The organism is Arthrobacter sp. EPSL27, assembly GCF_001512305.1.
Classification (GTDB): domain Bacteria; phylum Actinomycetota; class Actinomycetes; order Actinomycetales; family Micrococcaceae; genus Arthrobacter.
Genome location: NZ_LNUT01000004.1, coordinates 364,918 through 386,429 on the forward strand (window position 1 = coordinate 364,918; position 21,512 = coordinate 386,429).

Sequence of the window (21,512 nt, forward strand, 5' to 3'; positions counted from 1 at the left end):
CTGGGACGGGCCGGTCCCCAGAAAGGACTAGAGTTCAAAAAAGGAGCATTGCGCCGTGTGGCTTGTTTCCAAGCCAGTCGCAGGGTGCGTTTATTCCGCAGCCCGGTAACCGCGAGAACGCGGGGTCCGGCTGTACAGAAACTACTTCGACGTAGAAGGACACTAAACCGTGGACCTGTTTGAATATCAGGCGCGCGATATGTTCGAGGCGCACGGTGTACCCGTGCTTGCTGGCATCGTGGCGCACACCCCTGAAGAAGCAAAGGCAGCTGCCGAGAAGATCGGCGGCGTAACTGTCGTCAAGGCACAGGTTAAGGTCGGTGGCCGCGGCAAGGCCGGCGGCGTTAAGGTCGCCAAGACCGCGGATGAGGCGCTGGAACACTCCACCAACATCCTCGGCATGGACATCAAGGGCCACACCGTCAACAAGGTGATGATTGCCCAGGGTGCGGACATCGCCGAAGAATACTACTTCTCCGTCCTGCTGGATCGAGCCAACCGCAACTACCTGGCCATGTGCTCGGTTGAGGGCGGCATGGAGATCGAGCAGCTCGCCGTCGAACGCCCGGAGGCCCTCGCGAAGGTTGCGATCGACCCCGCCGTCGGCATCGACCAGGCCAAGGCCGACGAAATCGTCGCCGCCGCCGGATTCGCTGAGGAGCTGCGCGGCAAGGTCGCCGCCGTCATCCTCAAGCTCTGGGATGTCTTCAAGAAGGAAGACGCCACCCTCGTGGAGGTCAACCCGCTCGTCAAGACCGGCGCCGGCGACATCGTCGCCCTCGACGGCAAGGTCTCCCTCGACGAGAACGCCGACTTCCGCCACCCCAAGCACTCGCACCTTGAAGACAAGGACGCTGCTGACCCGCTGGAGGCCAAGGCCAAGGCGCAGGATCTCAACTACGTCAAGCTCGACGGCGAAGTGGGCATCATCGGTAACGGTGCCGGCCTGGTCATGTCCACGCTCGACGTTGTTGCCTACGCCGGCGAGAACCACGGCAACGTCAAGCCCGCCAACTTCCTGGACATCGGCGGTGGAGCTTCCGCCGAGGTCATGGCCGCAGGCCTCGACGTCATCCTGGGCGACCCGCAGGTCAAGTCCGTCTTCGTCAACGTCTTCGGCGGCATCACCGCCTGTGACGCCGTCGCCAAGGGCATCGTCGGTGCTCTGGCCGAGCTGGGCCACTCCGCGAACAAGCCGCTGGTAGTCCGCCTCGACGGCAACAACGTCGAGGAAGGCCGCCGCATCCTGGCCGAGGCCAACCACCCGCTGGTTACCCTGGCCGCCACCATGGACGAGGGCGCCGACAAGGCTGCCGAGCTCGCCAACTCGAAGTAAGCACCGGGAAGTAAGGCGACTTAATAATGTCTATCTATCTGAACAAAGACTCCAAGGTCATCGTCCAGGGCATCACCGGCGGCGAAGGCACCAAGCACACCGCCCTGATGCTGAAGGCCGGCACCAACGTTGTTGGCGGCGTCAACGCCCGCAAGGCCGGCACCACGGTCATGCACGGCGACAACGAGATCACCGTCTTCGGCACCGTCAAGGAAGCCATGGCCGAGACCGGCGCCGACGTCTCCATCGTCTTCGTCCCGCCGGCCTTTACCAAGGACGCCGTCGTCGAAGCCATCGAGGCCGGCATCGGCCTGGTTGTTGTCATCACCGAGGGCGTGCCGGTCCAGGACTCCGCCGAGTTCTGGGCACTGGCCCAGTCCAAGGTTGACGCCAACGGCAAGCAGGTCACCCGCATCATCGGGCCGAACTGCCCCGGCATCATCACCCCGGGCGAGGCCCTCGTCGGCATCACCCCGGCCAACATCACGGGCAAGGGTCCCATCGGCCTCGTCTCCAAGTCGGGCACCCTGACCTACCAGATGATGTACGAACTGCGCGACCTCGGCTTCTCCACCGCCATCGGCATCGGCGGCGACCCGGTCATCGGCACCACGCACATCGACGCGCTCGAAGCGTTCGAGGCCGACCCGGAGACCAAGGCGATCGTGATGATCGGCGAAATCGGCGGCGACGCCGAAGAGCGTGCCGCGGACTACATCAAGGCCAACGTCACCAAGCCGGTTGTCGGCTACGTGGCCGGCTTCACCGCTCCGGAAGGCAAGACCATGGGCCACGCAGGCGCCATCGTCTCGGGTTCCGCGGGCACCGCCCAGGCCAAGAAGGAAGCCCTCGAGGCTGCCGGCGTCAAGGTCGGCAAGACGCCGTCCGAGACCGCCAAGCTCCTGCGCGAGGTCTTCGCAGCCCTCTAGGCCCGAAGCACCACCAAACGCGGGGCCACCTCCGGCCCGTCCCACCTGTGGGATGGACCGGAGGTGGCCCCGCGTTTTGCGTTGAAGAAGACTGCCGCTCAGACCTTCGCTCCGGCGAGGAGTTCGTCGAGCCGCTCGTAGCCCTCGGTCATGCCGCCCTCCATGCCCGACTGCGCCATCCCGTCGCGGGCCTCCAGGCTGGGGTAGACGGAGTGGCCGCGCAGCCTGCACCGGCCGCCGCCCAGGTCCTCGAAGGTCATGTACTCCAGGCTGACCACGTCCGGGTAGCCTCCGAACTCGAAGGTCTGCAGGGCGAACTCGTTCTCACGGACGGTGTGGAAGATCCCGCGGAACTCGTAGGGGACCCCCTCCGGTCCGGTGTGGATGTACCGGTACGTGCCGCCGGTGCGGAAATCGTAGTGGTCCATCTCCATCTTCATGCCGCGAGGGCCGAGCCACTGCACTATGAGGCCGGGTTCCTTGTGGGCGCGGAAGACATCGGCGACAGGGAAATCGAAGTCCCGTTCGTAGTCGATGAAGGGCAGTCCCTCCGGGACCCTGAGTTTCAGGGCGTTGGTCATGATGACTCCTTGGCCTGTGTGCCGCGAGCCGCGGCGTTGGATTGGAGCACGGCGTCAAGGCTGCGGAACTGCTCCTCGCGGACCAGCCGGTACTGGCCGATCCATGCGGTGAGCGCCTCCAGCCGTGCGGGGTTCAGGTGGACGGGCCGGCGCTGGGCATCACGGGTGCGGGTGACCAGCTGCGCCTGCTCGAGAACCTGGATGTGCTTCGAGACCGCCTGCTTGGTGATCGCGAAAGGTTCCGCCAGTTCGTTCACGGTGGCCGGGCCCCGGCTGAGCCGGGAAATGATGCGGCGGCGGACGGGATCGGCGAGGGCCAGGAAGGCCGAGTCGAGCTCGCCGTCGTCGCTGGAATCCAAGTACGTGCCTCCTCTGTAATCAACTTGTCCTTTGATCAACCTATTGGTTGTTAACGCTACTCCGGCACTTCGGGGCCCGCAAGACCCGACCTTGCAGGCTATCTTCACAGTTTGTTAGTATGTCAGGACAAACTACAAAAGGAGCACCGAATGCCTCTTGTGCGCATCGACGTCAACCAGGGCCGCACCCCCGAGGAGCTGCAGTCCCTCAGCCGGGGCATCCATGACGCCATCCTGGCCGAATACGGTATCCCCGAGCGGGATTACTTCCACGTGCTGACCGAACATCCGGCGGGCCAGATTGTCGCCCAGGATGCCGGCCTGGGGTTCGAGCGGACGCGCAACGTGGTGATGATCCAGATTTTCACCCAGACTGGACGCAGTCAGGAGGCCAAGCAGGCCCTCTTTGCCGCAATCGCAGCGAACCTGGCGGACTCCGGGATCGCCGGCGAGGACGTCTTCATCGGCTATGTCGAGAACACGGCGGGGGACTGGTCCTTCGGCTTTGGCCGGGCACAGTATGTCACCGGCGAGCTCGCCACTCCTGGGCGGTAGCCCGGCGCCGGAGGCGGGGGCCCCGCGGATAATCCGCCGAAAATCCGCGCCCCGTGTCATGTTGTAAATATGTCAGTACAAACCTTTGACAGTACATGGATTCTAAGGCAAAGTAGTCGATGTGGTCCCGCTCACTGCAGGGCCCCCGGAACCACTCCGGACCACGCATTCCGACAGGCAGCCGCTGTGTAAAGGTACAGAGCCCACACCAGAAAGGTCCACGATCACCGTGACCCACGAACTGCTCACCATCGGGCGCATCAGCGTTGATATCTACCCGAACGACATCGGCGTGGATCTGGAGGATGTCACGTCCTTCGGCAAGTATCTGGGCGGCTCCCCGTCCAACGTGGCCGTCGCCGCTGCCCGCCACGGCCGCCGCACCGCCGTCATCACCCGCACCGGCGACGACGCCTTCGGCCGGTACCTGCACCGCGAACTGCGCAAGTTCCACGTGGACGATTCCTTCGTCACCGCCGTCAAGGAATGGCCGACGGCGGTTACGTTCTGCGCCATCAAACCCCCCGAGGACTTTCCGCTGTACTTCTACGGCCGGTTCCCCACAGCACCGGACCTGCAGATCAAAACCGAGGACCTGGACCTCGGCGCCATCCGCGACGCCGGCATCTTTTGGTCCACCGTGACCGGCCTCTGCCAGGAACCCAGCCGCGCCGCGCACCTCGCAGCCCACGAGGCCAGGCCCCGAACCGGCCTGAAGCCGGGCCAGTTCACCATCCTGGACCTCGACTACCGGCCGATGTTCTGGGCCTCGGAAGAGGAAGCCCGGGAGCAGGTGGCCAAGATCCTGCCGCACGTCACCGTCGCAATCGGCAATGACAAGGAATGCGCCGTCGCCGTCGGCGAGGGCACCCCGGACGAGCAGGCGGACCGGCTGCTCGCCGCCGGAGTCGAAATCGCCGTCGTCAAACTGGGCCCCGAGGGCGTGATGGCGAAGACCCGCACCGAGCGCGTGGTGTCCGCGCCCGTTCCGGTCGAAACCGTCAACGGCCTCGGCGCCGGCGACTCCTTCGGCGGGGCCTTCTGCCACGGACTGCTGTCCGGCTGGCCGCTGGCCCAGGTCCTCGACTTCGCGAACGCCGCCGGCGCCCTGGTCGCCTCCCGGGTGTCCTGCGCCGACGCGATGCCGACCCCGGACGAAGTAACGGGCCTGCTCGCCGAACGCGGCCGCCTGGCACCGGGCGCCTACGCCATCGAGGGAGCAACACTGTGAGCGTCATCCCAGCCTCCGCCAACGTCGCGGTGGACGATGATCCCCGCCGCTACGAGCACCTCAGCGTCATCCGGCTCGAAGACCCGGACGCCGTGGCCCGTGCCGCCAAGGCCCGCCGCCGCCACCCCGGCGTCCAGGCCGGCAAACAGAACTTCATTGTCGCGGCCGACCACCCGGCCCGCGGCGCCCTCGCCGTCGGCAGCGACCCCGTGGCGATGGCGGACCGGCGCCTGCTCCTGGACCGGCTGCAGATTGCCCTCGCCAACCCGGACGTGGACGGCGTCCTCGCCTCACCCGACATCATGGACGACCTGCTCCTGCTCGGAGCCCTGGACGGCAAGCTGCTCTTCGGGTCCATGAACCGGGGCGGACTCTCCGGCCTGGTCAACGAGTTCGACGACCGCTTCACAGGCCACACGGCCGCCGCGCTGGAGGCCCTCGGCGCCGACGGCGGCAAGATGCTCACCCGCATCTGCCTCGGCGACCCGGACACGGTGGGAACCCTGGAAGCCACCGCCAAGGCGATCGATTCCCTCGCCGAGCGCAAGCTGATCGCCATGGTGGAACCGTTCCTCTCCGTCCGGGAACACGGGAAGGTCCGCAACGACCTCTCCACCAACGCCGTGATCAAGTCCATCGGCATCGCCCAGGGCCTGGGCTCCACCAGCGCCTACACCTGGATGAAGCTCCCGGTGGTGGCGGAGATGGAGCGCGTCATGGCGGCCACCACCATGCCCACCGTGCTCCTCGGCGGGGACCCGGACAGCAGCCAGGACGACGTCTTCGCCAGCTGGGAGGCGGCCCTCGCGCTGCCCGGGGTCCAGGGCCTCACGGTCGGCCGGACGCTGCTCTACCCGCACGACGGCGATGTGGCCGGCGCCGTCGCGACGGCAGCGTCGCTGCTGCACCGGTCCGCCCCGCGCACCCGCTCCACCCACACCACATCCACCCGCACCGCAGAAGTATCGGAGTAGCTTCCCATGGGAATGAGCACTGCACCCGGAACCCGCAGGATGACGGTCGCCCAGGCCGTCGTCGAGTACCTGTCCAAGCAGTACACCGTTGACTCGATCGGCGGCCAGGACTACCGCGAGCGGCTGATCCCGGGCACGTTCGGGATCTTCGGCCACGGCAACGTGGCCGGCGTCGGGCAGGCCCTGAAGCAGTACCAGCAGCTGGACCCCGCCATCATGCCGTACTACCAGGGCCGCAACGAACAGGCCCAGGCGCACCAGGCCGTCGGCTACGCCCGGCACACCCGGCGCCGCCAGACCTTCGCGGTCAGCACCTCGATCGGGCCGGGCTCCTCAAACCTGCTCACCGGCGCGGCGCTGGCCACCACCAACCGGCTGCCCGTCCTGCTGCTGCCCTCCGACACGTTCGCCACCCGGGCCGCCGACCCAGTGCTGCAGCAGCTGGAACAGCCCTACGCCTACGACATCACCGTCAACGACGCGTTCCGGCCGCTGTCCAAGTTCTTCGACCGGGTGTCCCGGCCCGAGCAGCTGTTCTCCGCGTTCCACCACGGCCTGCGCGTCCTCACGGACCCGGCCGAGACCGGTGCGGTGACCATCTCCCTGCCGCAGGACGTCCAGGCCGAGGCCTTCGACGTCCCCGAGGAGTTCCTCGCCGAACGCGAGTGGCGGATCCGCCGGCCCGACGCCGACGACGCGGACATCCGCCGTGCCGCCGAGGCGATCCGCGCCGCGAAGCGCCCGCTCATCATCGCCGGCGGCGGCGTCCTCTACGCCTACGCCAACGACGAACTGGCAAAATTCGCCGAACTGACCGGCATCCCGGTGGGCAACACCCAGGCCGGCGTCGGCGTCCTGCCGTGGGACCACAAGCTCTCCCTCGGCGCCGTCGGTTCCACCGGGACGACGGCGGCCAACGCCATCGCCGCCGGCGCGGACCTCATCATCGGCATCGGCACCCGCTACGAGGACTTCACCACCGCATCCCGCACCGCGTTCCAGAACCCGGACGTCACGTTCATCAACATCAACGTCGCGCCGATCGACGCCTACAAGCACGGCAGCTCCCTGCCGATCGTCGCGGACGCCCGCAAGGCCCTGGTCAAGCTGAACCAGGCCCTGGGCGGCTACCGGGCCGGCGCCGACCTGGAACAGCAGATCGCCGCCGAGAAGGCCCGCTGGGACGAGACCGTGGATACGGCGTTCGACACCCGTTTCACCCCGCTGCCGGCACAGAACGAGATCATCGGCGCCACGCACCGGGCCATGGACGCCTCCGACGTGGTCATCTGCGCCGCCGGGTCCCTGCCCGGGGACCTGCACAAGATGTGGCGCGTCCGGGACCCGTTCGGCTACCACGTCGAATACGCCTACTCCTGCATGGGCTACGAGATCCCCGGCGGCCTCGGCGTCAAGCGCGCTGCGCTGGCCGAAGCCAAGCGCGGCGGGGCCCAGCGCGACGTCGTCGTTATGGTGGGGGACGGGTCCTACCTGATGATGCACACCGAACTGGTCACCGCCGTCGCCGAACGGATCAAGCTGATCGTGGTCCTGATCCAGAACCACGGCTACGCCTCGATCGGCTCGCTCTCCGAATCCCTCGGCTCCCAGCGCTTCGGCACCCAGTACCGCGCCCTGGACGAGGAACACCACAGCTTCGACGACGGCGAGCGGCTCCCCGTCGACCTGGCGCTGAACGCCGAAAGCCTCGGCGTGAAGGTCATCCGGATCGAACCGGGGGAGAAGGTCATCGCCCAGCTCGAACAGGCGGTCCGGGACGCGAAGGCCGCGCCCGAACACGCCGGGCCGATCCTCATCCACGTCGAATCCGACCCCCTGCTGGACGCCCCCAGTTCCGAGTCCTGGTGGGACGTTCCCGTCTCCGCAGTCTCCGAACTGGACTCCACGAAGCAGGCCTTCCAGACCTACGTCGACCACAAGAGCCGCCAGCGCAAACTGCTGGGCTGAGCCAGCCCCTCCCGCACCGCCCCTCCCGAGAACAGCCCCCGAAAACAGCCCCCGAAAACAGCCACAGACCAAGGAAGTCCCTCACCATGTCAACGACGACCGTCAGCACCAAGACCATCCACCACTTCATCAACGGCGCCGAAACCGCAGGCGCCGGCACCCGCACCCAGCCCGTCTACAACCCGGCCACCGGCGCCGTCACCGCGGAGCTGCGGCTGGCCAACCGGGCGGACCTGGACGCCACCGTGGCCGCCGCCCGCGCCGCCGCCGATTCCTGGGGCGATTTCTCCCTGGCCAAGCGCACCGCCGTGCTGTTCAAGTTCCGCGAACTGGTCGCAGCCCACGTGGACGAACTCGCCGAACTGGTCACCGCCGAACACGGCAAGGTCCTCTCCGACGCCAAGGGCGAAATCGGCCGCGGCCTCGAGGTCATCGAGTACGCCTGCGGCATCCCCACCCTGCTCAAGGGCGACTACTCGGACCAGGTCTCCACCGGGATCGATGTATTCTCCTTCCGCGAGCCGCTCGGCGTCGTCGCCGGCATCACGCCGTTCAACTTCCCGGTCATGGTGCCGCTGTGGATGGCGCCGATGGCCATCGCCACCGGCAACGCATTCATCCTCAAGCCCTCCGAGCGTGACCCGTCCGCCTCGATGCTGCTGGCCAAGCTGTGGAAGGACGCGGGCCTGCCCGACGGCGTCTTCCAGGTCCTGCACGGCGACAAGGAAACCGTGGACGGCCTCCTGACCCACCCGGACGTGGACGGCATCTCGTTCGTCGGCTCCACCCCGATCGCCCGGTACGTCCACGAGACCGCCACCGCCCACGGCAAGCGTGTCCAGGCCCTCGGCGGGGCCAAGAACCACGCAATCGTCCTGCCCGACGCCGATCTCGACAACGCCGCCGACCATCTCGCCGCCGCCGCCTTCGGCTCCGCCGGGGAACGCTGCATGGCCATCTCGGTCGCCGTCGCCGTCGGGGACGCCGCCGACCTGCTGGTCAAGAAGGTCCAGGAACGCGCCCTGGCCGTCAAGGTCAACAACGGCACCGCCCCCGGCGCCGAAATGGGCCCGGTCATCACCCCGGCCTCCAAGGAACGCATCGTGAAGATCGTCACCGAAGCCGAAGCCGCGGGGGCCGCCATGGTGGTGGACGGCCGCGACCTGGTGGTCCCCGGCCACGAGGACGGCTTCTGGGTCGGCCCCACCGTTATCGACCACGTCAAGACCGAAATGACCGCCTACAGCGAGGAAATCTTCGGACCCGTCCTCGTCGTCGTGCGGGTGGAGGACCTCGACGCCGGCATCGCCCTGATCAACTCCAACCCGTACGGCAACGGCACCGCCATCTTCACCTCCTCCGGCGCCGCCGCCCGCAAATTCCAGCGCTCCGTCACGGTCGGCATGATCGGCATCAACGTGCCGCTGCCTGTGCCCGTGGCACACCACTCCTTCGGCGGCTGGAAGGCCTCGCTCTTCGGCGACAAGCACATCTACGGCCCGGAAGGCGTCTCGTTCTACACCCGCGGTAAAGTCGTCACCTCCCGCTGGCCCGAACCCACCCACGCCTCCGGCGCCTCCTACAACTTCCCCTCCAACTGACGCCCCGACAACCAACCACGATCGACTGCTCCGTACCCGCCGTTTTGAGCGTCCAAAACGGCACCTGCGGAGCAATCGATGAGAAGGAATGGACATGACTGAGAACAAGCTGATCATCGGCACCGCACCGGACTCCTGGGGCGTCTGGTTCGCGGACGACCCGCAGCAGACCCCGTGGGAGCGTTTCCTGGACGAGGTGGCTGAATCCGGCTACAAGTGGATCGAACTGGGGCCTTACGGCTACCTGCCCTCCGACCCGGCCCGGCTGGCGGAGGAACTCAAGGCCCGCGACCTCAAGGTCACGGCCGGCACCGTGTTCACCGCGTTCCACCGCGGCGCCCACCAGTACGAGGAAGCGTGGGAACCGGCCCGCAAGGTCGCCGAACTCACGGCGGCGATGGGCGGCGAACACATCGTGGTGATCCCGGCCATGTGGCGCGACGACGTCACCGGCGAGGCGGTGGAGAGCGGCACACTCACGGACAAGGCCTGGAGCGACCTCTTCGCCGGCCACAACCGCATGGGCAAGACCCTCCTGGAGGATTTCGGTCTGAAGCAGCAGTTCCACTCGCACGCCGACTCCCACGTCGGCGCGCAGCAGGACATCGAGACCCTCCTCGCCGCCACGGACCCTCAGTACCTGAACCTGTGCCTGGACACCGGCCACGCCGAATACTGCGGGGCGTCCAGCCTGGACCTGATCAAGAACTACCCCGACCGGATCGGCTACCTGCACTTGAAGCAGATCAACCCCGAGATCCTGAAAAAGGTCAACGAGGAAAACATGACCTGGGCCGCCGCCAACCTGGCCGGCGTGATGACCGAACCGCCCAACGGCCTGCCGGACCTGCGCGCCGTCATCGAGGCCGTGGAGGCGCTGGACCGGCCAATCTTTGGCATTGTGGAACAGGACATGTACCCGGTTGCCTTCGACGTCCCGATGCCGATCGCCAAGCGGACCCGCAACTACCTGCTGTCCTGCGGCTCCCGCACCGCCGTCAACTAGACCTCACCGAGAACGAAGGACAAACACCATGACCACCACCCTCCGTGTTGCCGTCATCGGCGCCGGCCGTATGGGCGCCGACCACATCCAGCGTCTCAATACCCGCATCCACGGCGCGGAAGTTGCCGCCGTCGTCGACGTCGACCTGGCCCGCGCGCAGGCCGCCATCGAAGGCATCCCGGGCGCCGTCGCCCTGGCGGACGCCGACGAGGCGCTGGGCAACGGCGACGTCAACGCCGTCCTGATCGCCACCCCCGGCTTCCTGCACGAGGACATCCTGCTCAAGGCGATCGCCAAGGACATCCCGATTCTCTGCGAGAAGCCGCTCACGCCGGACGCCGCCTCAGCCTGGAAGATCGTCCAGGCCGAGGAGCAGCTGGGCCATAAGCGCATCCAGGTCGGCTTTATGCGCCGCTTCGACGCTGAATACGCCGCCCTGGGCGACATCATCCGGAGCTCCGAACTCGGTGAACTGCTGATGCTGCACCACCAGCACCGCAACCCGAACACCCCGGCCGGCTTCACCAACGAGATGCTCATCAACGACTCCGTGGTCCACGAATTCGACGCCATCCGGTTCTTCACCGGCGAGGAGATCACGTCGGTCCAGGTCCGCCTCGGCAAGGCCACGAAGAACGCCCCGGCCGGCCAGCATGACCCGCAGCACGTCCTGATCGAAACCGAATCCGGGGTCCTGGCCGACGTCGAGATCTTCGTCAACGCCAAGTTCGGCTACGAAGTGGCCACCCAGGCCTCCTTCGAGGACGGCATCGTCAACATCGGCGGCGACACGGGCCCCTACACCCGCTCTGCCGGCCGCTGGGGCGGCAATGTCACCCCCGGCTTCGAGGAGCGTTTCGGCGCAGCGTACGACGTCGAAATCCAGTCGTGGGTGGACGCCGCGCTTCGCGGCGAAATCGGCGGCCCCACCGCGTGGGACGGGTACGCCACGGCTGCCTGCTGCGAGGCCGGGGTTGAGGCGCAGAAGAACGGCGAAAAGGTCGCCGTGAAGCTGAACGCCAAGCCCGCGCTCTACCGCTAAGGCGGCCGGGAGGGGGCCACGGCCCCCTCCCGCATTTGCCGGTGCCACGCACAACCCGACTGATCCACAATGGAGTGTTCCGAAGTGAAAATCGCACTTGATCCCACGCCGTTCCACCACTCGCACAGCCTGCTTGAATTCCCGCGGGTGGTGGCGGACCTTGGCTACAAGTACATGCAGATGACCCCGCACGCCGACTTCATCCCGTTCTACAACCACCCGAAGGCAGACGACGAGCTGGTGGGCCAGCTCAAGGCGGCCTGCAAGGACGCCGGGATCGAAATTGCCTCGGTCCTGCCGGTGCTGCGCTGGTCCGGGCCGGACGAGGACGCCCGCGAGGCAGCCGTCCGCTACTGGAAGCGTGCCATCCAGATCGCCGTGGACCTCGGTGTCAGCACCATGAACACGGAATTCAGCGGCCGCCCGGAAAAGGCCGAGGAATCGGAGCGCGCCTTCTACCGCTCCATGGAAGAGCTGCTGCCCATCATCGAACGCGAGGGCATCGACCTGCTGATCGATCCGCACCCGGACGACTTCGTCGAAGAGGGCCTGGCCGCCATCAGGGTGATCCGCGGCCTCAACTCCAAAAACGTGGGCCTGGTCTACGTGGCCTCGCACAGCTTCCACATGAAGGACGCACCCCTGGAGATCATGCGGGCCGCAGGGGACAAGCTGCGCCTGGTCCACGTCGCGGACACCATGAACCATCACGCCTCGCACGGGCTGCGCTACATCACCAACCCGCCCGGCAACCCGGTGCGGGTGCACCAGCACCTGAAAATCGGCGACGGCGACGTCAACTGGGAGGAGTTCTTCGGCGGCCTCCGCGAGATCGGGTTCCTCGACCGCGAGGACACCGTGATGGTCTCCAGCGTCTTCGCCGAGGACGAGAACGCCGCCGAGGTCTCCCGCTACCAGCTGGACACGATCAGGCAGCACATCCAGAAGGCCACCGTATGACGACGGCAACCGCCCAGCAGCGGAAGGCGCCCGCCAACCACAAGAAGGCACTGCGCACCGCCACCATCATCTCCACCTTCGGCGGCCTGCTCTTCGGATACGACACCGGCGTCATCAACGGCGCCCTGCCGTACATGCAGGAGGACCTGGGGCTGACGCCGCTCACGGAAGGGCTGGTGACCTCCTCGCTGCTCTTCGGTGCCGCCTTCGGCGCCCTGTTCGGCGGGCGCCTCGCGGACCGCAACGGGCGGCGCCGGATGATCATGGTGCTCGCCGTGATCTTCCTGCTCGGCACCCTGGCCTGCACGTTCGCGCCGAACACTGAAGTCATGATCCTGGCCCGGTTCGTCCTGGGCCTCGCCGTCGGCGGGGCGTCCGTCACCGTGCCCGTCTACCTCGCCGAAGTCTCGCCGAGCACCCGGCGCGGCCGGATCGTCACCCAGAACGAGCTGATGATCGTCACCGGCCAGCTGCTGGCCTTCATCTTCAACGCCTACCTCGGCAACACCTTCGGTGAATCCGGCGGGATCTGGCGCTGGATGCTGGTCATCGCCACCCTCCCGGCGATCGCCCTCTGGATCGGCATGCACTTTATGCCCGAAAGCCCGCGGTGGCTGGCCTCGATGGGCAGCTTCGGCGAAACCCTCAGCGTGCTGCAGCGGATCCGCTCGCAGTCCGAGGCCCGGGCCGAGTTCGAGGAAGTCAAGGCCATGGCCGTGGAGGACTACAAGTCCAAAATGGGCTCCTGGCGCGACCTCAGCGTGCCCTGGCTGCGCCGCATCTTCGTGGTGGGGATCGGCCTGGCGGTCATCCAGCAGATCACGGGCGTGAACTCGATCATGTACTACGGCACCCAGATCCTGGCGGAGTCCGGCTTCGGCCGGGAAGCCGCCCTGACGGCGAACATCGCCAACGGCGTCATCTCGGTCCTCGCCACGTTCGTGGGGATCTGGCTGCTGGGCAGGGTGGGCCGGCGCAGGATGCTGATCACCGGCCAGATCGGCACGACGGCGGCGCTGCTGCTGATCGGGTTGTTCTCGCTGGTCCTGCCCGAAGGCACCGCCCGCGGCTTCGTGATCCTGGCCCTGACGGTGACGTTCCTGGCATTCCAGCAGGGCGCCATCTCCCCGGTGACCTGGCTGATGCTGTCCGAGATCTTCCCGCTGAAAATCCGGGGCCTCGGCATGGGCGCCTCAGCCTTTGTGCTGTGGACGGTGAACTTCCTAGTGGGTTTCGGCTTCCCGCAGCTCCTCGCGGCGATCGGCCTGTCCAGCACCTTCTTCGTCTTTGCCGTGCTGGGCGTCGGCGCCATCGCATTCGCCGCGAAATACATCCCGGAAACCAAGGACAAGAGCCTGGAAGACCTGGAGCACCACTTCAAGCAGCTGGCTGCCAAAGAACCAGCCGCCGGCTAGCTTGGGCAGAGAAACGCCCCGCCCGCGGTGACCCGCAGGCGGGGCGCTTCTGCGTTGGCGGGTCAGACGCGTGCGTGGAGCCGGGGGAGGGCATCCACCAGCGGCGCCAGCTCCGGCACCTCGTGCGCCCCGGCCAGCGCACGCTCCAAGGCGGCGTCATGGCTTGGCCGGGCCTCCTCCAGCAGGTCGACCCCCTTCGGGGTGAGCTCGGTGTAGATCCCGCGGCGGTCATCGGCGCACAGAATCCGCGTCAGCAGGCCGCGGTCCTCGAGCCGGGTCACCAGGCGGGTGGTGGCGCTGGCGCTCAGCGCTGTGGCGCGGGCCAGCTGCTGCATCCGCATGTGCCAGCCGTCCTGGCGGCTCAGCGCATCCAGCACGGTGTACTCCACGACGGACAGCTGAGCCACCGCCTGCAGCGAGCGTTCCAGCTCCGCTTCGATCAGCCCGTGCAAGGCCGCGAGGGTCCGCCAGCCTTGCGCCCGGACCTCGACAGCGTCGTCCTTGATGCCCATGAGTTCTCCCTTTCACATCGTCCTGCACCGGCTCCTGGAGACCACGGAACGGCGGCAGCAGAAATAGTTGCTTGCGCGGTATAGTTGCTTGTGCAACAATAAATAACGCGTCTGCAACTAATATGCTACGCCTCGAATTTCTTTCCGTACAGTTTTGAAGGAGCTTCTCCATGCCTCTTGGCCTGATAGCACTCGCGCTTGGCGGGTTCGGCATCGGACTCACCGAGTTCGTCATTATGGGTCTGCTGCCTGAGGTGGCGGCAGACTTCCGGGTCAGCGAAGCCGTGGCCGGCTGGCTCATCTCCGGGTATGCGCTCGCCGTCGTGGTGGGAGCGCTGCTCCTGACCGCCGCGGTAACGCGCTTCCAGCGCAAACCGGTGCTGGCCGTGCTGATGGTGCTCTTTATCGCCGGAAACCTGGTTTCAGCCGTGGCGCCCGACTACTTGCTGATGATGGCGGGCCGGATTATCGCGGCGCTGGCGCACGGCGCCTTCTTTGGCATCGGTGCGGTGGTCGCTGCCAGCATGGTGGCGCCCGCCAAAAAGGCCGGTGCGATCGCCATCATGTTCACCGGGCTGACGGCGGCAAACGTCCTGGGCGTCCCGTTCGGCACCATGCTGGGCCAGGCCGCCGGCTGGCGGTCAACGTTCTGGGCCATCACCGGCATCGGCGTGCTGGCCCTCGTGGGCATCCTTGCCCTCGTCCCCAAGGCCGCCCCCGCCGAGGGCGGTTCGGCCCGCACCGGTTCGGCCCGCACCGATTCCGCCGGTGCCGGTTCTGCTGCTGGCAGTCTGCGGGGCGAGCTCCGGGCCTTCCGCTCCGGCCAGGTCTGGCTGTCCATCCTTGTCACGATCCTGGGCTACGGCGGCATGTTCGGAGCCTTCACCTACATCGCTTTCACCCTGACGGAAGTCAGCGGCTTCTCCGCGTCCACCGTCCCGTGGCTGCTGATCCTGTTCGGCGTGGGCCTCTTCATCGGCAACACCGCCGGCGGCAAGGCGGCCGACCGCAACGTGGACCGCACCCTGCTCGTGGCCCTGGCCGTGCTGGTGATCGTGCTGGTGGTCTTCGCCCTCACCGCTGCCAGCCAGCCGGTGACCATCGCGTCCATGGTGCTGCTGGGCGGCTTCGGCTTCGCCACCGTCCCCGGACTGCAGATGCGCGTCATGAAGTACGCAGAGGCCGCGCCCACGCTGGCGTCCGGCGCCAACATCGGCGCCTTTAATGTGGGCAATGCCCTCGGCGCATGGATGGGCGGCGTGACCATCACCGCCGGCCTGGGCTACACCTCGCCCATCTGGGCCGGTGCCGGCATCACCCTGCTGGGGTTGGGGGTCATGGTCTTCGCGGCGGCGGCGGCGAAGCGGGGCGACGTCGAACGGCGCAGCCTGGTCTCGGACCCGTCCGACGGCCTTTCCGGAGCCGACGTAGAATCTCTCGGCACTGCACGGGAGCATGCGGAACTCCAGCGGAGCTGAAGTCCTGAGTTGCCGACTGCCGGCGGAGCCCTATAGGAGCGTTGCCGGTCCAGACTCCTGGCCTAGGCGCCGGATGGCGAACTCGAACCAGTCCGGGAACGGGTCTGCGGGTAGTTCCAGTCCTGGTTCCGGGCCGGGGTCCGGCGGGAGCTCCGGTTCGGGGTCCTGACCGGCGGCGAACGGGTACCATTCCGCGAACTGGTCCGGAGGCGGTTCCATGTCGGGGCACCATCCGGGGTCGAGTGCTGGTCCCGGATCAAACGGCTCGCGAGGATCGTTGCCAGGGAAGCCAGCCGCAAACTGGTCCGGAGGCGGTTCCATGTCGGGGCACCCTCCGGGGTCGAGTGATGGTCCCGGGTCAAACAGCTCGCCAGGATCGTCGCCAGGGAAGCCAGTCGCGAACTGGTTCCAGTCCGCGCCAGAATCCGGGCAGCGGCTTTGGTCCGGGGGCGTGCCGGGGTCCGGCTGCCAGCCCGGGTCCGGTGGCGCCTCGGGGTCCGGGCACCAGCCTTGGTCCGGCGGCGTGCTCGGATCCGGGTTTGCGTCAGTGAGTGGGATGTTGTCCGGCCAGTGGGGTGGTTCCCAGTCCTGGTGTTCGCTGGGGTAGGTCCGTCCGGTCGGTGAGGTCCAACCGGGCGGGCTCTCTTTGGTGGGTCCGGCGGGTGTCCAGGCGGTCGTGTGTTTGAGGCGGTGGTGTTTCCGGCAGGGCTGGCCAAGGTTGCTGATGCCTGTGGTCCCGCCGTCAGCCCAAGCTAGGACGTGGTCCGCATCGTTGTCGAGCGAGGCGTTGTTACAGCCCCGGAAGGAGCATTTGGCGTCCCGAAGCCGCAACCATTGCCGCAGGGCCTTGGTGACCCGGTAGCTGGTCCGGCCGATCTCCAGCGGCGCCCCGTCCCGCGGATCAACCAGGACCCGGTGGAACGAATCCGCACCATCGGCGACGAGGCGGCGCGCCATGGACGGCGGGATCGGCCCGTATCCGTCCAGCATCGCCGGTTCCTCCGAGACACCCAAGAGCGACATCACCGGTACGGTGACCAGGACCTGCGCCCGCGGCACCGGCACACCGCTGGTCCAATCCCGGCCGCCAGGATGCCCGCTGTCGGCCGGCCTACGCTCAGCTGCAGCCCCGCCCGGCCCATCCATCCTGCTCCCGGTGCCTGCGCCGCCGGCCGTCCCTAAGCCTGTGATGTCCCGGTTGCCGGCTGTGGTGTCGACAGTTGTGGTGTTGCCGTTGAGGAGGAGGGTGGCAGCGATGTCGGCGCGGAGCTGGGTCAGGGTCCGGGACTCCTCCGGGCCTTGCAGCGCTCTCGCCTGCGCGGTGGTCCGGTTTCAGATCCCCGCCGTGGTCTCCGCCGGAAGATAGGTGTTGAACCAGGCCATGCCGTCGCTGTCCGGAACGAACTCGACCCGCAGGTCTGCCGCGCATTTCCTGTGGCGGGTTTCGATGCTGACCGGGTGGTGGCGTTCGCGCCACGTGCGGGCCTTGGCCCGGAACCGCCCCGGGACCAGTTCCCCGGCCGGGCAGCCCCGGGCCGGGTCGGGTGCGGACGGGTCCAGGAAATGCGCCTCCAGCGCCGCCGCCCCCGCGGCGTCCAGGTTCGCCGTCTCGTCCACCATGACCCGTGCATGCTGCCACGAGAGTGTCCCGGCACCCAGCGCCGCCAGCGTCAGCGGCAGGCGCGAGGTCAACGCCACACACTCACCCAGAAACGCCCCGGCCGACCGTTCCGAGATCCCCAGCACACCCGCGACCTCGGCGATCTCCGCCATTTCCTGCGCCGTGCCGGAGGCCTCGGGTGCCGCTAAAGCCTGGGTTGTTTCCAAATACTCCCCGGTGACCAGGACCTTCAACGCCGCGGTCTGCGCTTCCACCCGGGCGAGCCCCGACAACCCATCCAGGCTCGCATCGGCCAGATCCCGCAACGGATCCCCACCCTCCAACGGACCAGAACCGCCCTCGGGAGAACCACCCTCAGAACCACCCTCGGAACTACCCTCAGACCCGCCGTCGGGAAGACCGGAAGGATCCGCGCCCATCGAGGCAGCCAGCGCCACCGCGGACGCGGCCAAAGCCCGCGCCGCTTCCCGAGACTCGCTACTAAAAACCACTCTGCTGAAAACAACCCTGTTTTCCATACCCACATCGTCTCAAGGGGCACCGACAAAAAGCCGAGCCCAGCCGCCGTCGGGCTGGCCGCCCCCGGGCACCGCGGCCCCAGCCGCCGTCGGGCTGGCCGCCCCGGACGCCGCCTTCGCCGCCGCTGGATCGAGCGCACCCCGGCATCGCAGCCCTGCCGACGTCGTCGATTCCGGAACTGCAAGCCTCCGGAACGCGCCCTCAGGCGCCAGCTCTTTCGCCGAACGAAACCCATTCGTTACGTAACTACATCCTAATGTCAGGACAAACTATTGACATGCGTGAGCTAAGTCACCATGATCAGTTGTAGATGGCTCACGGACTGACGCAACGAAGCGGTCGGCGTGGCCCGGAATCAAAGGAGATTGATCGTGACCAAGTTCTCGTGGCGGAAGACGGCCCTCGTAGCGGCCGTGGTACCCATGCTGGCCCTGAGCGCGTGTTCCAGCACCGGCGGCAAGCCCGCAGATTCAGGCAACGCGGCAGGCGGCGGCCAGGTCGCCTCCACGGAGCGGATCAAAGTAGCACTGATCACCCACGCCGCGGCGGGGGACACCTTCTGGGACATCGTCCGCAAGGGCGCCGAGGAAGCCGCGGCTAAGGACAACGTCGAGCTCCTCTACACCTCCGATCCTGAGGCCGGCCGCCAGGCCCAGCTCGTCCAGCAGGCTATCGACCAGAAAGTGGACGGCATTGCCGTCACGCTCGCCAAGCCCGACGCCCTGAAGGACGTGCTGAAGTCGGCCACCGACGCCGGCATCGCAGTGGTGAGCCTCAATGCCGGCGAGGGGGTCTCAGCCCAGCTGGGGGCCTTCACCCACTTCGGTTCCAACGAAAAGCTCGCCGGTGAGGCCGTGGGCACGCGGCTTGCCGCGGAGAACTACAAGCACCCCGTCTGCGTGATCCAGGAGCAGGGCCACGTAGGCCTGGAAGCGCGCTGCGCCGGCGTCAAGGCCAAGGTGCCCGGAACCGAGATCCTCTACGTTGATGGCAAGGACATGACCTCCGTGCAGTCCACCGCAACGGCCAAGCTCCAGGCCACCAAGGACGCCGACGTCATCATCGGCCTCGGCGCCCCCATCACCCTGACTCTCCTGAAGTCGGTCACCGACGCCGGCAGCTCTGCCAAGGTGGCCAGCTTTGACCTGAACGCGGACCTGGCCCAGAAGATCGTTGACGGGGCAGTGCTCTTCACCGTGGACCAGCAGCCGTGGCTCCAGGGCTACGGCGCCGTCGACGCCATCTGGCAGCACAAGCGCGGCGGCTTCAGCATCGGCGGCGGCCAGTCCGTGCTCACCGGACCCGCGCTCATCGACAAGGACAACGCGGCTGATGTCCTGACCTTCGCCCAGCAGGGCATCCGCTAACAGTCCGCTGGCCGGGCCGGGCCGGCGCAAGCCGGCCCGGCAGCAAGGAGAATCATCATGACCATCACCCAGACACAGACAACAACAAAGTCGGCGGCGGCCGACGAGCGCGTCGCCAAACGCAGCCCGTTTCAGAAACTGCTCGGCCGGCCCGAGATCGGTGCCCTGGTGGGCGCGATCGTCCTGTTCGTCTTCTTTGCGCTGGTGTCCCCGACCTTCACCCAGCCGAATGCCTTCGCCACCGTGCTCTACGGGTCCTCCACGATCGGGATCATGGCGGTAGGGGTGTCCCTGCTGATGATCGGCGGGGAGTTCGACCTCTCGACCGGAGTCGCCGTGATCAGCTCCGCGCTGACGGCGTCGATGTTCAGCTGGTACTTCAGCACCAACGTCTGGGTCGGTGTGGGCCTGGCACTGCTGGTCTCCCTGGGCATCGGCTACATCAACGGCTGGATCCTGATGAAGACCAAGCTGCCCAGCTTCATCGTCACATTGGCCACCTTCCTGATGCTGACCGGCCTGAACCTTGGCCTGACCCGGCTGATCGGCGGCGGCGTGGCCTCCCCCTCGATCTCGAACATGGACGGCTTCGGCTCCGCGCGGGCCGTGTTCGCCTCCTCGGTGAACATCGCCGGCGTCGACGTCAAAATCACTGTGTTCATCTGGATCGCACTGGTGGCTGTGGCCACCTGGGTGCTCATGCGGACCCGCGTCGGCAACTGGATCTTCGCCGTCGGCGGCGACGCGAACGCGGCCCGCGCCGTGGGTGTTCCGGTCAAGGCCACCAAGATCGGCCTGTTCATGGGTGTTGGCTTCTGCGGCTGGATCCTGGGCATGCACAACCTTTTCGCCTTCGACACCGTGCAGTCCGGTGAAGGCGTGGGCAACGAGTTCCTCTACATCATCGCCGCAGTGATCGGCGGCTGCCTCCTGACCGGCGGCTACGGCTCCGCGATCGGCGGCGCGATCGGTGCGTTCATCTTCGGCATGGCCAACAAGGGCATCGTCTACGCGCAGTGGAACCCGGACTGGTTCAAGTTCTTCCTCGGCCTGATGCTGCTGCTGGCCACCATCGTCAACCTCATCGTCAAGCGCCGCGCGGAACTCAAGTAAGGGGCCGGAAGAGTTATGAACGCCAACGAGATCAACCAGCAAACGCTGCTTCAGAATGAAGCGGACCCCCTTACCCACACCCCGGTCCACCTGCTCTCCCTTGAAGGGGTCGGGAAGCACTACGGCAACATCATCGCCCTGTCCGACGTCACCATGGCCGTCGACAACGGCCGCGTCACGTGCGTCCTGGGCGACAACGGCGCCGGGAAATCCACCCTGATCAAGATCATCGCCGGCCTGCACCAGCACGACGCCGGAACCCTGAACGTCATGGGCGAGGAACGGAAATTCACCTCGCCCCGGGACGCCCTCGACGTCGGCATCGCCACCGTCTACCAGGACCTCGCCGTCGTGCCGCTCATGCCGATCTGGCGGAACTTCTTCCTCGGCTCGGAACTGACCTCCGGCTTCGGTCCGTTCAAGCGCATGGACGTCGAGAAGATGAAGGAGATCACGCTCAAGGAACTCGCCCAAATGGGCATCGACCTCCGCGACGTGGAGCAGCCCATCGGCCAGCTCTCCGGCGGTGAGCGCCAGTGCGTCGCGATCGCCCGCGCCGTGTACTTCGGCGCGAAGGTCCTGATCCTCGACGAGCCCACCGCCGCCCTCGGCGTCAAGCAGTCCGGTGTGGTGCTCCGCTACATCCTGCAGGCCCGCGACCGCGGCCTGGGGGTCATCTTCATCACCCACAACCCCCACCACGCCTACCCCGTCGGCGACCGGTTCCTGCTGCTCAAGCGCGGCAAGTCGATCGGCTACTACGACAAGAAGGACATCACCCTCGACGAGCTCACCGCCCAGATGGCCGGCGGCGCCGAACTGGCAGAACTCGCCCACGAGCTCGAACAGCTCGGCGGCCACGGCGACGTGGTCAAAGAGGTCAAGGGCGAAGTCGCCGACGTGTCCCAGACCACCGGCAAGACCTACCAGTAGCTGTCGTCCCAC

General features: G+C 67.1%; 18 protein-coding genes and 1 pseudogene. 15 read left to right on the forward strand and 4 right to left on the reverse strand.

Annotated elements, in window-relative coordinates; all coding sequences use genetic code 11:
* The first annotated feature begins 169 nt into the window (after window positions 1–169).
* Window positions 170–1,336 carry an ADP-forming succinate--CoA ligase subunit beta gene (sucC, locus tag AR539_RS06460; protein ID WP_066433825.1) on the forward strand — a complete coding sequence of 389 codons (1,167 nt, stop codon included), beginning with the start codon at window positions 170–172 and terminating at the stop codon, window positions 1,334–1,336.
* A gap of 26 nt (window positions 1,337–1,362) precedes the next feature.
* Window positions 1,363–2,265, forward strand: coding sequence for a succinate--CoA ligase subunit alpha (gene sucD, locus AR539_RS06465; RefSeq protein ID WP_066433828.1), 903 nt, complete (start codon window positions 1,363–1,365; stop codon window positions 2,263–2,265).
* Window positions 2,266–2,363: 98 nt separating this feature from the next.
* Here sucD and AR539_RS06470 read toward each other — a convergent pair whose 3' ends face one another.
* Window positions 2,364–2,846 carry an SRPBCC family protein gene (locus AR539_RS06470; protein ID WP_066433832.1) on the reverse strand — a complete coding sequence of 161 codons (483 nt, stop codon included), beginning with the start codon at window positions 2,844–2,846 and terminating at the stop codon, window positions 2,364–2,366.
* On the reverse strand, window positions 2,843–3,205 hold the full coding sequence (locus tag AR539_RS06475; RefSeq protein ID WP_066433835.1) for an ArsR/SmtB family transcription factor: 363 nt from the start codon (window positions 3,203–3,205) through the stop codon (window positions 2,843–2,845). The genes AR539_RS06470 and AR539_RS06475 overlap by 4 nt, the downstream gene beginning before the upstream one ends.
* Window positions 3,206–3,355: 150 nt before the next feature.
* Between AR539_RS06475 and AR539_RS06480 the strand changes: the two genes are divergently transcribed.
* The 9 genes from AR539_RS06480 (at window position 3,356) to AR539_RS06520 (ending at window position 13,957) form a co-directional block, all read left to right on the forward strand.
* Window positions 3,356–3,760, forward strand: a complete 405-nt coding sequence (locus AR539_RS06480) for a tautomerase family protein (protein WP_066433841.1) — start codon at window positions 3,356–3,358, stop codon at window positions 3,758–3,760.
* Window positions 3,761–3,989: 229 nt separating this feature from the next.
* Window positions 3,990–4,991: a 5-dehydro-2-deoxygluconokinase gene (gene iolC, locus AR539_RS06485; protein ID WP_066433844.1), complete on the forward strand. Its 1,002-nt coding sequence runs from the start codon at window positions 3,990–3,992 to the stop codon at window positions 4,989–4,991.
* Complete coding sequence (locus tag AR539_RS06490) at window positions 4,988–5,965, forward strand: Cgl0159 family (beta/alpha)8-fold protein (protein WP_066433848.1); 978 nt, start codon at window positions 4,988–4,990, stop codon at window positions 5,963–5,965. The genes iolC and AR539_RS06490 overlap by 4 nt, the downstream gene beginning before the upstream one ends.
* 12 nt (window positions 5,966–5,977) lie before the next feature.
* A complete protein-coding gene (iolD, locus tag AR539_RS06495; protein ID WP_231728511.1) occupies window positions 5,978–7,933 on the forward strand; it encodes a 3D-(3,5/4)-trihydroxycyclohexane-1,2-dione acylhydrolase (decyclizing) in 1,956 nt (651 codons plus the stop codon).
* Window positions 7,934–8,019: 86 nt separating this feature from the next.
* Window positions 8,020–9,534 carry a CoA-acylating methylmalonate-semialdehyde dehydrogenase gene (locus tag AR539_RS06500; RefSeq protein ID WP_066433852.1) on the forward strand — a complete coding sequence of 505 codons (1,515 nt, stop codon included), beginning with the start codon at window positions 8,020–8,022 and terminating at the stop codon, window positions 9,532–9,534.
* A 94-nt stretch (window positions 9,535–9,628) separates the two neighbouring features.
* Window positions 9,629–10,540, forward strand: a complete 912-nt coding sequence (locus tag AR539_RS06505; RefSeq protein ID WP_066433854.1) for a sugar phosphate isomerase/epimerase family protein — start codon at window positions 9,629–9,631, stop codon at window positions 10,538–10,540.
* Between the two features lie 28 nt (window positions 10,541–10,568).
* Entirely contained in the window at window positions 10,569–11,582 is a 1,014-nt protein-coding gene (locus AR539_RS06510; RefSeq protein WP_066433856.1) for a Gfo/Idh/MocA family protein, read from the forward strand.
* Between the two features lie 84 nt (window positions 11,583–11,666).
* The gene (locus tag AR539_RS06515; RefSeq protein WP_066433859.1) at window positions 11,667–12,542 is read left to right on the forward strand and encodes a sugar phosphate isomerase/epimerase family protein; all 876 of its coding nucleotides are present in this window, start codon (window positions 11,667–11,669) and stop codon (window positions 12,540–12,542) included.
* Entirely contained in the window at window positions 12,539–13,957 is a 1,419-nt protein-coding gene (locus tag AR539_RS06520; protein WP_066433861.1) for a sugar porter family MFS transporter, read from the forward strand. Before AR539_RS06515 ends, AR539_RS06520 begins: the two co-directional genes overlap by 4 nt.
* Window positions 13,958–14,019: 62 nt before the next feature.
* Here AR539_RS06520 and AR539_RS06525 read toward each other — a convergent pair whose 3' ends face one another.
* A complete protein-coding gene (locus tag AR539_RS06525) occupies window positions 14,020–14,469 on the reverse strand; it encodes a MarR family winged helix-turn-helix transcriptional regulator (protein ID WP_066433868.1) in 450 nt (149 codons plus the stop codon).
* Between the two features lie 170 nt (window positions 14,470–14,639).
* Between AR539_RS06525 and AR539_RS06530 the strand changes: the two genes are divergently transcribed.
* On the forward strand, window positions 14,640–15,947 hold the full coding sequence (locus AR539_RS06530) for an MFS transporter (protein WP_066433870.1): 1,308 nt from the start codon (window positions 14,640–14,642) through the stop codon (window positions 15,945–15,947).
* A gap of 459 nt (window positions 15,948–16,406) precedes the next feature.
* Here AR539_RS06530 and AR539_RS18940 read toward each other — a convergent pair.
* Window positions 16,407–18,086: pseudogene (locus AR539_RS18940) on the reverse strand (DUF222 domain-containing protein); the annotation flags it as partial.
* A 372-nt stretch (window positions 18,087–18,458) separates the two neighbouring features.
* On the opposite strand from AR539_RS18940, the gene AR539_RS06545 reads away from it, so the two are divergent.
* From AR539_RS06545 to AR539_RS06555, 3 genes are read left to right on the forward strand one after another with little or no spacing between them, the layout of a single operon-like run.
* Window positions 18,459–19,454, forward strand: a complete 996-nt coding sequence (locus AR539_RS06545; RefSeq protein WP_066436180.1) for a substrate-binding domain-containing protein — start codon at window positions 18,459–18,461, stop codon at window positions 19,452–19,454.
* 57 nt (window positions 19,455–19,511) lie between these two features.
* Complete coding sequence (locus AR539_RS06550) at window positions 19,512–20,567, forward strand: ABC transporter permease (protein WP_066433882.1); 1,056 nt, start codon at window positions 19,512–19,514, stop codon at window positions 20,565–20,567.
* Window positions 20,568–20,582: 15 nt separating this feature from the next.
* A complete protein-coding gene (locus AR539_RS06555) occupies window positions 20,583–21,500 on the forward strand; it encodes an ATP-binding cassette domain-containing protein (protein WP_066433884.1) in 918 nt (305 codons plus the stop codon).
* The last annotated feature ends 12 nt before the right edge of the window (window positions 21,501–21,512 follow it).

Bases quoted from the DNA above. Each gene is read 5' to 3' on its own strand.
- AR539_RS06550 (WP_066433882.1), top strand. From the start codon at position 19,512: ATGACCATCACCCAGACACAGACAACAACAAAGTCGGCGGCGGCCGAC.
- sucD (WP_066433828.1), top strand. From the start codon at position 1,363: ATGTCTATCTATCTGAACAAAGACTCCAAGGTCATCGTCCAGGGCATC.
- AR539_RS06520 (WP_066433861.1), top strand. From the start codon at position 12,539: ATGACGACGGCAACCGCCCAGCAGCGGAAGGCGCCCGCCAACCACAAG.
- AR539_RS06510 (WP_066433856.1), top strand. From the start codon at position 10,569: ATGACCACCACCCTCCGTGTTGCCGTCATCGGCGCCGGCCGTATGGGC.
- AR539_RS06500 (WP_066433852.1), top strand. From the start codon at position 8,020: ATGTCAACGACGACCGTCAGCACCAAGACCATCCACCACTTCATCAAC.
- AR539_RS06555 (WP_066433884.1), top strand. From the start codon at position 20,583: ATGAACGCCAACGAGATCAACCAGCAAACGCTGCTTCAGAATGAAGCG.
- AR539_RS06530 (WP_066433870.1), top strand. From the start codon at position 14,640: ATGCCTCTTGGCCTGATAGCACTCGCGCTTGGCGGGTTCGGCATCGGA.
- AR539_RS06525 (WP_066433868.1), bottom strand. From the start codon at position 14,469: ATGGGCATCAAGGACGACGCTGTCGAGGTCCGGGCGCAAGGCTGGCGG.
- AR539_RS06470 (WP_066433832.1), bottom strand. From the start codon at position 2,846: ATGACCAACGCCCTGAAACTCAGGGTCCCGGAGGGACTGCCCTTCATC.
- iolD (WP_231728511.1), top strand. From the start codon at position 5,978: ATGAGCACTGCACCCGGAACCCGCAGGATGACGGTCGCCCAGGCCGTC.
- AR539_RS06505 (WP_066433854.1), top strand. From the start codon at position 9,629: ATGACTGAGAACAAGCTGATCATCGGCACCGCACCGGACTCCTGGGGC.
- AR539_RS06480 (WP_066433841.1), top strand. From the start codon at position 3,356: ATGCCTCTTGTGCGCATCGACGTCAACCAGGGCCGCACCCCCGAGGAG.